12 protein-coding genes are annotated in these 14,210 nt (G+C 73.7%); 8 read left to right on the top strand and 4 right to left on the bottom strand.

Annotated features, from left to right (window positions below):
* Window positions 1-24 precede the first annotated feature (24 nt).
* The 3 genes from EL245_RS11290 (at window position 25) to EL245_RS13280 (ending at window position 2,891) form a co-directional block, all read left to right on the top strand.
* Entirely contained in the window at window positions 25-978 is a 954-nt protein-coding gene (locus tag EL245_RS11290) for a 1,4-dihydroxy-2-naphthoate polyprenyltransferase (RefSeq protein ID WP_126383213.1), read from the top strand.
* A 195-nt stretch (window positions 979-1,173) separates the two neighbouring features.
* Window positions 1,174-1,857: a hypothetical protein gene (locus EL245_RS11295; RefSeq protein WP_126383215.1), complete on the top strand. Its 684-nt coding sequence runs from the start codon at window positions 1,174-1,176 to the stop codon at window positions 1,855-1,857.
* Between the two features lie 497 nt (window positions 1,858-2,354).
* Window positions 2,355-2,891 (top strand): hypothetical protein, encoded by a 537-nt coding sequence (locus tag EL245_RS13280; protein WP_161512712.1) that lies wholly within the window; start codon window positions 2,355-2,357, stop codon window positions 2,889-2,891.
* Between the two features lie 50 nt (window positions 2,892-2,941).
* Here EL245_RS13280 and EL245_RS11305 read toward each other — a convergent pair whose 3' ends face one another.
* On the bottom strand, window positions 2,942-3,529 hold the full coding sequence (locus tag EL245_RS11305) for a YagU family protein (protein ID WP_126383219.1): 588 nt from the start codon (window positions 3,527-3,529) through the stop codon (window positions 2,942-2,944).
* A 247-nt stretch (window positions 3,530-3,776) separates the two neighbouring features.
* Window positions 3,777-4,826 carry a 1,4-dihydroxy-2-naphthoyl-CoA synthase gene (locus tag EL245_RS11310; protein ID WP_126383221.1) on the bottom strand — a complete coding sequence of 350 codons (1,050 nt, stop codon included), beginning with the start codon at window positions 4,824-4,826 and terminating at the stop codon, window positions 3,777-3,779.
* 257 nt (window positions 4,827-5,083) lie between these two features.
* On the opposite strand from EL245_RS11310, the gene EL245_RS11315 reads away from it, so the two are divergent.
* The 3 genes from EL245_RS11315 to EL245_RS11325 all read left to right on the top strand — a co-directional run bounded on the left by EL245_RS11315 (window position 5,084) and on the right by EL245_RS11325 (window position 10,015).
* A complete protein-coding gene (locus EL245_RS11315; RefSeq protein WP_126383223.1) occupies window positions 5,084-6,211 on the top strand; it encodes an o-succinylbenzoate synthase in 1,128 nt (375 codons plus the stop codon).
* The gene (menD, locus tag EL245_RS11320; RefSeq protein WP_232009749.1) at window positions 6,208-8,193 is read left to right on the top strand and encodes a 2-succinyl-5-enolpyruvyl-6-hydroxy-3-cyclohexene-1-carboxylic-acid synthase; all 1,986 of its coding nucleotides are present in this window, start codon (window positions 6,208-6,210) and stop codon (window positions 8,191-8,193) included. Before EL245_RS11315 ends, menD begins: the two co-directional genes overlap by 4 nt.
* 169 nt (window positions 8,194-8,362) lie before the next feature.
* Window positions 8,363-10,015 carry a trypsin-like peptidase domain-containing protein gene (locus EL245_RS11325; protein ID WP_126383225.1) on the top strand — a complete coding sequence of 551 codons (1,653 nt, stop codon included), beginning with the start codon at window positions 8,363-8,365 and terminating at the stop codon, window positions 10,013-10,015.
* A gap of 27 nt (window positions 10,016-10,042) precedes the next feature.
* Here the strand turns inward: EL245_RS11325 and EL245_RS11330 are convergent, their stop codons facing one another.
* Window positions 10,043-11,401, bottom strand: a complete 1,359-nt coding sequence (locus EL245_RS11330) for an isochorismate synthase (RefSeq protein WP_408608371.1) — start codon at window positions 11,399-11,401, stop codon at window positions 10,043-10,045.
* Window position 11,402: 1 nt separating this feature from the next.
* The gene (locus tag EL245_RS11335) at window positions 11,403-12,104 is read right to left on the bottom strand and encodes a demethylmenaquinone methyltransferase (protein ID WP_126383227.1); all 702 of its coding nucleotides are present in this window, start codon (window positions 12,102-12,104) and stop codon (window positions 11,403-11,405) included.
* A 408-nt stretch (window positions 12,105-12,512) separates the two neighbouring features.
* Here EL245_RS11335 and EL245_RS11340 point away from each other — a divergent pair, with 408 nt between their 5' ends.
* The gene (locus EL245_RS11340) at window positions 12,513-13,844 is read left to right on the top strand and encodes a geranylgeranyl reductase family protein (RefSeq protein ID WP_126384460.1); all 1,332 of its coding nucleotides are present in this window, start codon (window positions 12,513-12,515) and stop codon (window positions 13,842-13,844) included.
* Window positions 13,841-14,200 carry an NADH-quinone oxidoreductase subunit A gene (gene ndhC / locus EL245_RS11345; RefSeq protein ID WP_126383229.1) on the top strand — a complete coding sequence of 120 codons (360 nt, stop codon included), beginning with the start codon at window positions 13,841-13,843 and terminating at the stop codon, window positions 14,198-14,200. Before EL245_RS11340 ends, ndhC begins: the two co-directional genes overlap by 4 nt.
* Window positions 14,201-14,210: the final 10 nt, after the last annotated feature.

Raw genomic sequence — 14,210 nt, forward strand, 5'->3', positions numbered from 1 at the left:
CCCAGCGCGATGGACGAGGACACGATGAGCGCAACCGGTTCCGGGCCGACCCACGGGGCTGCCACGAGCTGGGCGGAGGTCGTGCGCCTGCGCACCCTGCCCGCGGCCCTGGCCCCAGTCCTCCTCGGTGCGGGGGCCGCCGCCCTCCTGGGCTCGGTCTCGGTTCCTCGGACCGTGCTGGCCGCAGGAGTCGCCCTGGCGCTGCAGATCGGGTCCAACCTCGCCAACGACTACTCCGACGGCGTGCGCGGCACCGACGACGAGCGCCTCGGCCCACCGCGGCTGACGGCCTCGGGACTGGTCTCCCCGGGCTCGGTGAGGCTCGCGGCACTGGGCTGCTTCGCCGTCGCCGGGGTCCTCGGCCTCGCCCTCGTCTCGCTGAGCAGCCAGTGGTGGCTCCTGGGGGTCGGTGCCGCCGCGGTGGCCGCCGCCTGGTTCTACACCGGTGGTCCTCGCCCATACGGCTACGTCGGCCTGGGCGAGGTCTTCGTCTTCGTGTTCTTCGGGCTGGTCGCCACCGTGGGGACCGCCTACGTCCAGGTCGGCTCCGTGCCCGGCTGGCTGTGGCCGGCAGCCAGCGGGATCGGTCTCATCGCCTGCGCCCTGCTCATGGTCAACAACCTGCGCGACATCGCCACCGACCCCGCCCACGGCAAGCGCACCCTCGCGGTGCGCCTGGGGGAGAGCCGGTCCCGGGTCGTCTTCGCGCTCATGGCCGGTGTCCCGGTGCCCCTCGGTGCCCTGGCCCTGGCGTGGGCCGCCCGGGACGCCGGGGCCGGCTCGATCCCGGTGCTTGCTGGCCTCCTGGGTGCGGTGGCGGGTCTCGCGGTCCTGTGCCTCATGGCGGGGCGGGCGGTGCTCCCTGTCATGGGTGGATCGGCGGGCGCGGAGCTCATCGGCGTGCTGCGCGACGTCGGTCTCTACGAGCTGGCCTATGGCCTGCTGCTCGCGCTGGGGCTCGTCGCCCTGGGCGCCTAGGGCCCAGGTCACGTTTCCGGGTGCTCAGCGGCACAGCGTATCGGGCGCGTGGGGGAGCAGTACCCACTGACGGTCGACGGTGACCGCGCCTACCATGGACTTATGTCCCTGCGATTGTCTCCAGAACGTGGACGCGTCGCGGGAGCCGAGGACAGGGGTCCTCGGCTCCCGCGCAGGAGGCGGCGCCTGGGCGCCGTGAGCACGATCGCCGTCCTGGCCCTCGCTGCGGTGTCGGTGGTGGCCTGCTCGGACCCCGGGGGCTCGGGTGCCTCGGAGGGATCGGCGACGGCGAGGTCCTCGGTGTCAGCGACGGCGGCCTCGGCCGCGGCCTCAGCGAGCGCCTCGGCCCTGGCCTCGGCGTCGGCCTCGGGGTCGGTGGATCCTGCGCAGGTAACGCCGGAGTCGCTGTCTGATGAGGAGCTGGGGTACACGGTGACCTCGGTGCCGGAGGGGATGGACGCCACCCAGGCCGAGATCGTCCAGGCCTATGCGGCGTACAGCCGGTTCACGTGGCGCCTGTGGTTGACCCCTGCCGGCACAGGGGCAGGCATGGAGGGCGCCGAGGAGGTCATGACCGAGGCCGTCCGTGCCTATATCGAGGGGCAGTACACGGCGCTCGAGCCTGGACGGTACCTCGAGGGGCAGGTGCGTACCGCCGTCACGGAGGTGCAGGTTTACGACCAGGTGGTGCCGGAGACCGCTGATGTCATCGTGTGTTCTGACCGGGGTGACATGCGGGACTACGACGCCTCCGGGCAGGACGTGACGAGCCCTGATATCCAGGGGAGGTTCGAGTACGCCCTGTCCTTGGAGCGCACGGCCGACGGGTGGCGGGTCTCAGGAGAGCGTGACGTATCGAGGAATGAGTGTTCAGTATGAACGGTGGAACGAGGCGGAGATGTCGTCGGTGGCGCGCTGGTCGGGTGCTGCTTGCATCGGTCATGGCGGGCTCGCTCGTGGTGCTGCCTGCAGTCCGGGGTGCTGCCGAGGAGCGTTCAGACTCCGGGGGATCAGTCGGCCCGGCAGCGGCCGGTGGGGTCGACATCACGGTGACCGTCAGCTTCTCGTCGGCACGCGGCGGATCCTCCGGTGGAGGCGGGTCGACGACGACGGTGGGCGCGACGGTTCTTCCGGTCTGCGGGTACCAACAGGGTCTGAGCGGCAGGCAGATGGCTGAGCGGCTGGGGGAGCCGAACGAGACGCCGCCTCCGGCTCCGGATGGTTCGGGGGTAGCGCCTGACTATCGGCTCGCGAAGTATCCGAACTATCCGGCCTACGCTAATGAGGACGACGGGTTCTGGTACTTCCCGAGGTGCTGGTCTGAGCGCGTCCCGGACGCTGAGCGCGCTTACTTCGCCGGGAAGGCTTTGGCCTACGTGTTCAACAACCCGCCGGTGTACGTGCCTGCGGGGTCGGCTCCGCCTGCCCCGATGATTGACGGGCGGACGCTGGCGCAGGCGGCGTGGGACGTGGTGACGATCCCGAACCCGCAGATCGGCTACAACCCGACGCTGGGGGACTCTGGTGCGACGCTGGTGGGGTGGTACACGTGGGTGTGGGCCACAGGCGACACCCCGGCCCAGGTGACGGCCACGGCCACGGCGGGGTCGGTGTCGGCGACGGTGACGGCGGTGGCTGGTGGCCTGGACCTGTCGGCCCCGGACGCTGAGGTCGACTGCACGGGCTTCGGCATCCCGTGGTCCCAGGGGGCCTCGGGGACGGACTGCACGGTCGTGTTCACCCGCTCCTCGGCCCACCTGGGCGGGACGACGCCGTTGAGCGTGTCGGCCTCCTACGACGTGACCTTCACGGCCACCGACGGGGCCAGCGGCGACCTGGGGTCGGCCACGACCTCGAGCACGGTCAACATCCCGGTCGCCGAGGTCCAGACCCTCAACACCAGCGAGGACTGAACCGAGGACTGAACCGAGGACTGAGGCGTCGCGCCCCTGCCCGGCGGCACTCAGCGGGAGGCGTCGGGCAGGGGCACCTCGGCGTCGGGCTCGTGGGTGATGCGGTTGCGCAGGTCGCGGCGCACGATCTCGATGCTCCACATCCACACGATGTGGCCGAAGAACTCGGAGAAGTGCTCGGACCAGGTCTGGGCGCCCTCGACCCACGGGAAGGGGTTGGGTGCCCAGCCCAGCAGCGGCATGACGACGACGTGGGCGCCGACGTAGACGGCGACGCCGAAGACGGCGCCCTGCCAGAGCTTGATCCGGGGGCAGTACTCCGCGGCGACGCAGTAGAGCAGGCCGAAGACGATCCCGAAGCTGAAGTGCACGATGAAGGACATGATCGGCAGCTCGTTGTTGGAGAACGTCACCATCGTGTGCGAGGTCTCAGGGCTCATGCCGAACCACTCGAGCATCGCCTGGGGCGGGTTGGTCTCCGAGCGCAGCCCGGGCGTGCGCGGCGGAAAGGGCACCTCCCAGCCGAACTTGACGATGGCGGAGAAGACTCCCGCGATGAGTCCGACGACGGCCGCCACTGTGACCCGGCGGCGGGCCGGGTCGGTCGTGACGAGGTGCTGGGTGAGCCACTGGGTCATGGTGCTGCCTCCAGGGGGTGGGAGCGGTCGGGTACCGTCCTGGAGGTGCCTCGACTCGGGTGCCCCAAGGTTGTCACGGAGCCGGACGACGGTCCAGCGCCGGGCCCCATGTCGTGACAAGCAGGGGCCGAAGCGCCGCCGCGCGGCAGCACCTCAGACGCGGGTCCGCAACGGGCCGGGTGCCCGCCAGGCGCCGGTCAGAAGGAACCAGAAGGAACCAGAAGGCGCCAGAAGAGGTGGGAAGCAGTCAGAAGTAGTAGGGGAAGGGTGACCAGTCCGGTGGCCGGCGCTCGAGGAAGGCGTCGCGGCCCTCAGCGGCCTCGGCCGTCATGTAGGCCAGCCGGGTGGCCTCCCCGGCGAAGACCTGCTGACCCGCCAGCCCGTCGTCGGCGAGGTTGAAGGCCAGCTTGAGCATCCGGATCGCCTGGGGGGACTTGCCGGCCACGACGGCCGCGTACTCCAGGGCGCGCTCCTCGAGCTCGGCGTGCGGGACGGCCTCGTTGACCACCCCCCAGCGCTCGGCGTCACGGGCCGAGTACTCCCGGGCCAGGAAGAAGATCTCACGGGCGCGCTTGTCCCCGACCTGCCGGGCCAGGAGCGCCGAGCCGTAGCCGGCGTCGAAGGAACCGACGTCGGCGTCGGTCTGCTTGAAGCGCGCGTGCTCGATGCTGGCCACCGACAGGTCGCACACGACGTTGAGGGAGTGCCCCCCGCCGGCGGCCCAGCCGCTCACCGCGGCGATGACGACCTTGGGCATCGTGCGGATGAGCCGCTGGACCTCCAGGATGTGGAGGCGTCCGGCGCGCGCGGCGTCGATGCGTGCGCGCCGCGCGGCGACCTCGGCGTCATGCCGGTCCGGTGCGTCGTCCTCGTGCGGCTGCCCGGGCTCGTCGTCGGGCTCGTCGTCGGGCTCGTCGTCGCGCTCGTAACGGTATCCGTCAGCGGCCCGGACCCGCTGGTCGCCGCCGGAGCAGAATCCCCATCCGCCGTCCTTGGGACTCGGACCGTTGCCGGTGAGCACGACCGCACCGACGTCCCCGCTCATGCGGGCGTGGTCGAGGGCGCGGTAGAGCTCGTCAACCGTGCGCGGCCGGAAGGCGTTGCGCAGCTCGGGGCGGTTGATGGCGACCCGGGTCACCGGCAGGTCCCGCACCCACGCCCCGGAGCCGTCGCGCAGGCAGCCGCGGTGGTAGGTGACGTCGGTGAGGTCGTCGAATCCCTCGACGGCGCGCCAGCGCGACGGGTCGAAGATCTCGGAGACCCGTGCGGGCAGCGGGTACGCGGTGGCCAGGCTCATGGCCTCCAGGGTAGGCGGTGGGGCAGCCTCCGCGGACGAGGCTCGGGGACGGCCCGTGACACGGTGAGTCCCGGCCTGAGCCCCGGCCTGATCCCCGCCCTGAGCCGTCGCACGGCCCGTGGCGCGCCGGTGGGTCGTGCCGCGGCCCGTCTCGCGGCCCGGGCTTCCGGGCGACCCGCCGGCGGGGTGTCCGGGGCGTCACCGAAGGGTGGCCGTACTGCAATCTGAGCGCCGACGCGGATGGCTATCCTGGTTCCGTGACAAGCCACTTCCTAGAGCACACCTTCGATGCCAAGAGCATCCGCGGCGAGATCGACCTCCTGGCCCTCCACGCCTCAGATCGCGCGGGGATCCTTGACGGCGTCGACAGGGCCGTCGTGTGGGACGTGGACTTGACGACGAGGTTCAGAGGCATCACCCGCCGCGACGGCGTCCTCCTCCACGGACCGGGCGGGTGGGGGGAGGTCGCTCCGTTCTGGGACTACGGCCCCGAGGAGGCGGCGCCGTGGCTGGCCAGCGCCCTGGACTCGGCTGTGCGCGGGCACGACGACCTGCCGCGTCACCGGGACACCGTCCCCGTCAACGTGACCGTCCCCGAGGTCGACGAGGTCAGCGCCCACGCCCTTGTCCTGTCATCGGGCGCCACGACCGCCAAGGTCAAGGTCGGTTCGAGCCGCACCGTGCGCGGCACGGCCCTGGCGGACGACCTCCACCGCCTCGCCGCCGTGCGCGACGCCCTGGGACCCTCGGGTCGCATCCGCATCGACGTCAACGGCGCCTGGGACCTGGAGACCGCGCGGGCCAACGTGCCCCTGCTCAACGCGGCCGCCAAGGGCCTGGAGTACGTCGAGCAGCCCTGCGCCTCCGTCGAGGACATGGCGGCGCTGCGCCGCGTCGTCGACGTGCCCATCGCCGCCGACGAGTCCATCCGCCTGTCCGAGGACCCCCTGGCCGTGGCCCGCCTCGAGGCCGCCGACATCGCCGTGCTCAAGGTCGCGCCCCTGGGAGGGGTCCACCGGGCGCTGGAGCTGGCCGAGCGCCTTGGGCTGCCGGCTGTCGTGTCCTCGGCCCTTGACACCTCCGTGGGCATCGCTGCGGGCGCCGCCCTGGCGGCCGCCCTGCCCGACCTCAACCACGCCTGCGGCCTGGGGACGGTCTCCATGCTCACCCGGGACGTCGCGGTCCCCAGCGTCGCGCCGGTGCGCGGGACCCTCGAGGTCAAGCCGGCCCACGTCTCCAAGGCGCTGCTCGGCTCGACCCTGGCGGACGCCGAGGTGACCGGGCACTGGCAGGTGCGACTGTCCCACCTCGTGGCCGCGCTGACCGCCCGCAGGGAGCGCGAGGCGTGGGGGCCTGCGACGGCGGTGGCGGGACTGCCGCTGTGAGCGGGGCTGGCGAGTCGCAGGCCGTCGGGGACCCGCAGGACCTGGCGCGCGGGTCGCATGACGCCCCCTCCCTCGTCGCCGCCCGGACGGTCGTCGCGGCACTCGTCGCGGCCGGGGTGCGTGAGGCGGTCCTGTCCCCGGGGTCGCGCAGTGCTCCGCTGGCCTACGCCCTGGCCGAGGCGCAGGACCGCGGTGAGCTGGGCCTGCGCCTCGTCCTCGACGAGCGCTCGGCCGGGTTCACGGCCCTGGGCATCGCCCGCGCCCACCTCCTGGCCGCCCAGGGCGCCCCGGTCAGCCCCGTGGTCGTGGCCACGACCTCGGGCAGCGCCGTCGCTAACCTCCACCCCGCGGTCCTTGAGGCCGACGCCGCAGGGGTGCCGTTGCTCGTCATCTCGGCCGACAGGCCCCACGAGCTCGTGGGCACCGGCGCCAACCAGACCACTGAGCAGGTGGGCCTGTTCGGGACGGCCCCGCGCCTGGCCGTCGACCTCTCGGCCGACCTCATCGGGCTCCCCCCGGTCGGGGACGCCTCCGGCGCCGCCGCCCTGAGCGGGCAGGTGCGCCGCGTCGTCCTGGCCGCCAGCGGCGCCCTGAGCCGGGACCCCGGCCCGGCCCACCTCAACCTCCGTCTGCGCCCGCCCCTGGCCCCGGCGCCCGCACGGTCCCCGGCCCCCGAGGTCGTCGCGGACCTGGCGGCCCGGCCTGGACCCCGGCTCGGCGACCCGGGGGCGCTGAGCGCCCGGATCGCTCGCACCAGCCCGCCCCCGTCGGTGGGGCACGACCCGAGCCCCGTGCGCTCCTGCGATCCGGGGCAGCGCGGCGTCGTCGTCGTCGGTGACTGCCCGGACCCGGTTGTCGGGCGTCTTGGCCGGGCCCTGGCCGAGCACCTGTCCTGGCCCCTCCTGGCTGAGCCGACCTCGGGCGCACGCGGGGGCGTCATGGCGCTGACCCGGTACGCCGAGCTGCTCGGCACGCCCCAGGGCGCGCGACTCCTCGGCCTTGCCGACAGGGTCCTCGTCCTGGGTCACCCCAGCCTCACCCGGAGCGTGAGCGCGCTGCTGGCGCGCACCGACCTGCGCATCGACGTCCTGGCCGACCGGGCCCGTTTCACCGACCTCGCCGGCACCGCGCGCGTCGTCGCCCTCGACCCCCGGGCGGCCGTCCGGTCCGGGTACGAGCAGGCAGCGGTCCTCGTGGCGCGGAGCATTGAGGCCGTCGGGGCCGACTCCGACTGGGTCCGGCAGTGGCACGAGGCCGTGGCCGGGCTGGACCCGTTGACCCCTGAGGTCGACCGCCCCGGGCCGGACCACGGCTCAGGGCCGCTGAGCGCCGACGCCGTCGTCCAGGCGGTCTGGGAGGCTGCGCTGGAGGCCGGTGCGGGACCGCTCGGGGACACGACCGGGGACACGACCGGGGACCCTGCCGGGGACACGGAGCCCGACGGGCTGCCCGCGGTGCTCGTGCTGGGGTCGTCGATGACCGTGCGTCGCCTCGACAGGCTGGCCGCCCTGGCCGCCCCGCGGCTGCCGGCCCCGCGTGCCGTCGCCAACCGCGGGCTGGCCGGCATCGACGGGACGCTGGCCACGGCCACGGGTGTGGCCCTGGGGGTCGGCGCACCCGTGCGCGCCGTCGTCGGTGACCTCACCTTCCTCCACGACGCGATGAGTCTGGGACGCGGGATCCACGAGACCGAGCCGGACCTCCAGGTCATCGTCCTCGACGACGCCGGAGGCGCCATCTTCGCGACGCTGGAGTACGCGGGGGTTCCCGGAGCGCACCGGTTCGACCGCCTCTTCACGACACCGCAGACCCCGAGGGTCGACGCGTTGGCCAGGGCGCTGGGCGCCACCGTCCACAGCCCCGAGGACCTCGCCGGGCTCCGGCGGGTGCTCGCCGCCCCGGTCAGCGGGCTGAGTGTCGTCCACGTCAGGCTCGGGGACCGGAGGGGCGGCGCTACCGGGGCTGATGGGCTAGCGGGGTGAGCGGGATCGCGTCGGTGTGACGCGACGAGCCGCGTTGACGCTGGCGCCGCGCCCGTCGGAGGGGTGAGGATTCACAGGTGAGACCCAGTCGGGTACTGGTGTTGCCCCAGGCCGCCGGTGTTGGGTGTGCCAGACTGGCACGTGGGCCCATGAGCCGAGGAGGAGACCTATGACGACGAACGACGAGTATCCCGGTTACGGAGAGCCGTCGGTCCCCGGCGGGCCCGCACAGCCCCAGGACGGGGAGAGCCGGGCCTCCAGCCCCGCGCAGGCTCCCGGCCCCGCGCAGGCCCCCGGCCCCGCGCAGGCCCCCGGCCCGGAGGACACCGCCCGCCTGCCCGAGGGGCAGCAGGCCGGTCCGGCGCCCCAGGGCGACGCACGCTTCGCCCCGCCGGCCTCCGCCCCCTACGGCACCGCGCCTCAGACCCCGGCCGGGTACTCGGCGCCCACCGCCTACTCCGCCCCCGGTGAGGCCCCGGAGGCGCGTCCCGCCTACGCCTCCCCGTCCTCCTACCCCGCCCCCGGGCCCTCCTCCTACTCCGCCCCCGGGGCGGCCCCCCAGGGCCCCGCCTCTCAGCCCGGTGCCCCTGTCCCGTCCGCTGGGCCCCTGCCCGTCCAGCCGGCCTCCGGCACCTCCTCGCGCCCCGCGCGCCGAGGGCCGGGATGGGGCGGTGTCGTCGCGATCTCCCTGGCGACGGCGCTGCTCGCCACCGGGGGCGCGGTGGGCGCCACCCAGCTGCTCGACGACGACCCGACCACGACGACGACGTCGACGGCGGCCCCGACCTCGATCGCCACCGGTCCGACGACGCAGACGGTGACCTCCACCGGCACGACCCCCGACTGGGAGGCCGTCACGGCGGCGGTGTCGAACGCGGTCGTGTCGATCACCGTGGCCACCGCCAACGGCACCGGCGTGGGCTCGGGCGTCATCTACGACTCCTCGGGGCACATCATCACGAACAACCACGTCGTGTCCGGGGCGACCCAGCTCCAGGTCTCCCTGGCGGACGGTCGCATCTACGAGGCCAGGCTGACCGGCACCGACCCGGCCACGGACCTGGCGGTCATCGAGCTGGTCGACGCCCCCGACGACCTGACGGTCGCCCGTTTCGGGGACTCGAGCACCCTGGTGACCGGGCAGGACGTCCTGGCGATCGGCAACCCCCTGGGCCTGTCGTCGACCGCGACGACGGGGATCATCTCGGCGCTCGACCGTCCTGTCGTGACCACCCAGGAGGAGCAGTCCGAGGAGGGCGACTCCTCGGGGCTGCCCGACTCCCTGGGCGGTCTGCTCGGTCAGAGCCAGACGACGACGACCGAGGTCTACACCAACGCGATCCAGATCGACGCGGCCGTCAACCCCGGGAACTCCGGCGGTCCGCTCTTCGACGAGACCGGTGCGGTGATCGGGATCACGAGCTCGATCGCGTCGACCTCGGAGACGAGCGGCTCGATCGGCATCGGCTTCGCCATCCCCGCGAACCTGGCGACCAAGGTCGCCGACCAGCTCATCGAGTCCGGCACCGCCACCCACGCCTTCCTCGGTGTGGGCACGAGCAACGGCGGGGCCACCGCCGGCGGCGTGACCCGGGCCGGGGCTGAGGTCACGACGGTTGAGACCGACTCGCCCGCGCAGGAGGCCGGGATCAAGGAGGGGGACGTCATCACCGCCATCGACGGCAAGTCGACGAACCAGTCCGCCGCCCTCATCGGCTTCGTGCGGCAGTACTCCGCCGGTGACGAGGTGACCCTGACGATCATCCGCGACGGCGAGGAGATGGAGGTTCCCGTCACCCTGTCGGAGCGCAAGGACGGGTAAGGACGGGTCAGGACCGGGCAGGACGGGTCAGGGCGCCCCGAGCGCGTCGAGCACCGGGCGCATCTTCGCCGCCGTCTCCGCCAGCTCGTCGGCGGGGTCGGAGCTCGGCATGATCCCGCCTCCGCCCAGGACGCGGACGGGTGCCTGCGGGCCGGTGCCGGTCCTGCCGCCCTCGGCCAGCTGAGCGGCACGCAGGGCGATGCACCACTCGCCCTCCCCGTGCCAGTCCACCCAGCCCACGGGCCCGGAGTACCGGCCCCGGTCCATGCCCTCGAGCTCGTCGATGAGGCGGGCCGCAGCAGGGGTCGGGGTGCCGCAGACCGCCGCCGTCGGGTGCAGGGCGCCGACGAGGGCCAGCGCCCCGGTGTCGCCGGCGACGACACCGGAGATGTCGCTGGCCAGGTGCAGCACGTTGGGGAGCGTGAGCACGAAGCGCTCGGGGGCCTCGACCACCGAGCACAGCGGTTCCAGGGAGCTCAGGGCCGAGGCGCGGGCGAGGGCGTGCTCCCGGTTGTTCTTCGGGTCGGCCTCCAGCCACGCCGCCAGCGCGGAGGGCTCGTCGGCCGGCTGGTCGCCTCCCGCCCGCCGACGGCGCGCGGTTCCCGCCAGCACCCGGCTCGACAGCCGTCGATCACGCAGACGCACGAGGAGCTCCGGTGTGGCGCCGACCATGCCGTCAGCGGCGAAGGTCCAGCACGAGGGGTAGGCCGCGGCCAGTCGCCCGAGCAGGTCGCCCGTCGTCCCCGTGGCCCTCGGCACGGCCGTGACGTCACGGGCCAGGACGACCTTGTCCGCCTCACCCGCGCGCAGCCGGGCGCTGGCCTGCGCCACCGCCGCGCGCCAGGACGCCTCGCTCCGGGCTCCCGGCGTGACACGCGCCCCGGGAGCCTGCGGGACGCCCCGGCTCGCCGCGGCGGCTGCGGTGAGCGCGCGGAGGTCGAGCCCCCCGTCAGGGTCCTGGCCGCGGGCGCGCACCGTCGTCACCCAGGAGCCCCGGGCGTCGCGCCCGACGAGCACCCCGGGGACCAGGAGCACCGAGCGCTCCGAGGAGGACGGTGAGAAGGTGATCGCCCCGAGGGCCACGGGACCGGTGCCCGGGCGCACGAGCGGGTCGGACCACCACGAGGCGTGCACGACCGCCCGCCACGCCGCACGCAGCTCCTCGATGCGTCCCGGCCCTGTCGCCTCGATCCTCAGGACGGGGTCCCAGCCCACGAGGCCCTGACCGTGGCGCACCCACGCCACGACGTCGTCGCGGCCCGCCAGCAGGGACAGCGGCGGCCCCGGGGCCGCCCACGGGGCGCCGGTCAGCTCGGTCGTGGTGAAGGTGAGCCGGGGAGGGCGCTCCAGCAGGTCGCGGGCCGCCAGGCTCAGGCAGGCGGCCACCTCAGCGTGCCGCCGGCCTCGTGCCGCGGTGCACGGCCACGATGCCCCCCGAGAGGTTCTTGTAGGCCACGGCGCGCCACCCGGCCTCGTGCATGAGCGCGGCCAGCCCCTCCTGGTCGGGCCAGGCCAGGATCGACTCGGCGAGGTAGTCGTAGGCCTCGGTGTTCGAGGACACGAGGCGCGCGGCGGCGGGCAGCGCCGTGCCGAGGTAGAACCGGTAGAGGCGTGAGAAGACCGCGGAGGTGGGGGTGGAGAACTCGGCGATGACGATCCGTCCGCCCGGCCTGGTCACCCGCGCCATCTCGCGCAGGGCCCGGGGAGCGTCCTGGACGTTGCGCAGGCCGTAGGAGATCGTCGTGACGTCGAAGGTGGCGTCGGCGAAGGGCAGGGCCGTGGCGTCACCCGCCACGAAGTCGATCTCCGGGTGGCGCCGCTTGCCCTGGGCGACCATCCCGGTGGAGAAGTCGCAGGCCACGACCTGCGCGCCGTCGGCGGCGTACTCGACCGCCGAGGTTCCGGTGCCGGCCGCCAGGTCGAGCACCCTCGTGCCGGGGCGCGCACCGACCGCCGAGCGCGTCACGGCGCGCCACATCCGGACCTGCCACAGGCTCATGACGTCATTGGTCAGGTCATAGCGGTGCGCGACCGCGTCGAACATGCCCGCAACCTCCCGCGGGTCCTTGAGGAGGGTTGCTCGGCTCATGGCCCGATCATCGCAGACCCGGGCCGCCGGGCGAGGACCGCGGACCGCGGCCCGTGCGCGGACGCCGCACAGAGGACAGAAATACGTCATGACAGAAGGCCTAAAATCGGGGCGGCCTCCCTGGGAGCTGCGGGCCTCGGTTGACGGGGCGCCGGTGCAATCGTGCAGAAAACGCTGGATCCCGAGCGCCTCGGCAGGACAGGCGGCGTGCCTCGGTAGAGTCGGTGACGGTCCTCCGCGCCCGAGGGGGACCTCGGTCCCGGCCAGCGACCGGATCTCACCGGCCCCGACGCACGACGCGGACGACGCAGACAAGGAGGCAGCCTCGTGGCGCGCAGCACCGCCCCCGCCTCCGCAGCGACGGCGGCACCGGACGCTCCGGTGGCTCCGCCGGCTCCGCTGGCTCCTCTGTCCACGGCCTCCCAGGGGCGTCGGGTCGAGACGGCGGACGTTATCGTCGTCGGGGCGGGGCCCGCGGGAGCCTCGGCCGCCTACCACCTGGCCGTCCTCGGCCTCGACGTCGTCGTCCTCGAGCGTCAGGAGCTGGGACGGGACAAGGTCTGCGGAGACGGTCTGACGCCCTCGGCCGTGCGCGAGCTCGTCCGCATGGGGGTCGACACCTCGTCGTGGCAGCGCAACACCGGTCTGCGGGTGGTCGGGGGAGGCCACCTCCTTCACGTCCCGTGGCCCGAGACCCCGACCCTGCCCTCCTACGGACTGGCCAGGCGGCGCGCCGAGCTCGACCGGGACCTGGCCGAGCACGCCGCCAAGGCCGGCGCGCGACTGCTCACCGGGGTGAGCGTCACGGCACCGGTGACGACCCGCTCAGGGCGCGTCGTCGGGGTCGAGGCGCGTCCCTCCGCCCGTGCCGCCCACCCCTGCCTGACCTCGCCGACCACCGTGACCGCGCCGGTGGTCATCGACGCAGGCGGGGTCTCCGCCCGCCTGGCCACCGCCGCGGGCCGGCTCCGGGACTCCGCGAGGCCCCTGGGGGTGGCCGTGCGCGCCTACTTCCGCTCCCCGCGGGCCGACGACGCCTGGATGGAGTCCCGCCTCGAGCTGTGGGACGGCCCGCCCGGGCGCTCCGACCTCCTGCCCGGCTACGGATGGCTGTGGCCGGTGGGCGACGGGCTCGTCAACGTCGGGCTCGGCTCAGTGTCCTCTCGGTCGTCCTCACGGTTGTCCTCAGGGGCCGGGAGCCGGGCGGGCGCCCGGATCGACTACAAGGCGGTCTTCGGTCGCTGGATGGCCGCCGTGCCCCCCTCCTGGGGCCTGACCCCGGACAACCAGGTGGGCCGCCTGGCCTCCGCCGCGCTGCCCATGGCCTTCAACCGCAAGCCCCACTACGCCGAGGGCCTCATGCTCCTGGGCGACGCCGGCGGCATGGTCTCGCCCTTCAACGGCGAGGGCATCGCCCAGGCGCTCATGTCCGGGCGCCTGGCCGCCGAGTCCGTCGCCCAGGCCTCGGCCCGCTCGACAGCGGCCGGGCGCGAGCAGGCCCTGGCCCAGTACCCCCTCGCCCTGCGCGCCGAGCTGGGTGGCTACTACACCCTGGGGCGCGTCTTCGTCTCCCTCATCGAGCACCCCGAGGTCATGCGCCTGTGCACTCGGCACGGGCTGGGGCGCAAGCACCTCATGCGGCTCGTCACCAAGCTCCTGTCCGACGGCTGGGAGCGCCGCGGCGGCGACGCCGCCGACCACCTCATCCAGACCCTCACAAGAATGGTGCCGGCAGCATGAACCCCTACGTCTCCTTGCTCATCATGGCGGCGCTGGCCTTCCTCGTGGCCATCGGCGGACTCGGCCTGTCCGCGATCATCAGCCCCAACCGGCGCAACCGGGTCAAGGTCGCCGCCTACGAGTGCGGCATCGACCCCACCCCGGCGCACCCGGACAAGGGGCGCTTCCCCGTCGCCTTCTACCTCGTGGGAATGACCTTCATCATCTTCGACGTCGAGGTGGTCTTCCTCTACCCGTGGGCCACGGCCTTCGCCCGCCTCGGCATGTTCGGGCTGGGCGCGGCGCTCGTCTTCATCGCCCTCATCACGGTGCCCTACGTCCTGGAGTGGCGCCGCGGCGGACTGGACTGGGACTGAGGCACCAGTG

Origin of the sequence: Actinomyces howellii, from assembly GCF_900637165.1 — a bacterium.
Classification (GTDB): domain Bacteria; phylum Actinomycetota; class Actinomycetes; order Actinomycetales; family Actinomycetaceae; genus Actinomyces; species Actinomyces howellii.

What these genes read in the sequence shown, in the direction of transcription:
- EL245_RS11290 (WP_126383213.1), top strand. Translation starts at nt 25, where the DNA reads ATGAGCGCAACCGGTTCCGGGCCGACCCACGGGGCTGCCACGAGCTGG.
- EL245_RS11305 (WP_126383219.1), bottom strand. Translation starts at nt 3,529, where the DNA reads ATGACCCAGTGGCTCACCCAGCACCTCGTCACGACCGACCCGGCCCGC.
- EL245_RS11310 (WP_126383221.1), bottom strand. Translation starts at nt 4,826, where the DNA reads ATGAGCCTGGCCACCGCGTACCCGCTGCCCGCACGGGTCTCCGAGATC.
- EL245_RS11325 (WP_126383225.1), top strand. Translation starts at nt 8,363, where the DNA reads ATGACGACGAACGACGAGTATCCCGGTTACGGAGAGCCGTCGGTCCCC.
- EL245_RS11335 (WP_126383227.1), bottom strand. Translation starts at nt 12,104, where the DNA reads ATGAGCCGAGCAACCCTCCTCAAGGACCCGCGGGAGGTTGCGGGCATG.
- ndhC (WP_126383229.1), top strand. Translation starts at nt 13,841, where the DNA reads ATGAACCCCTACGTCTCCTTGCTCATCATGGCGGCGCTGGCCTTCCTC.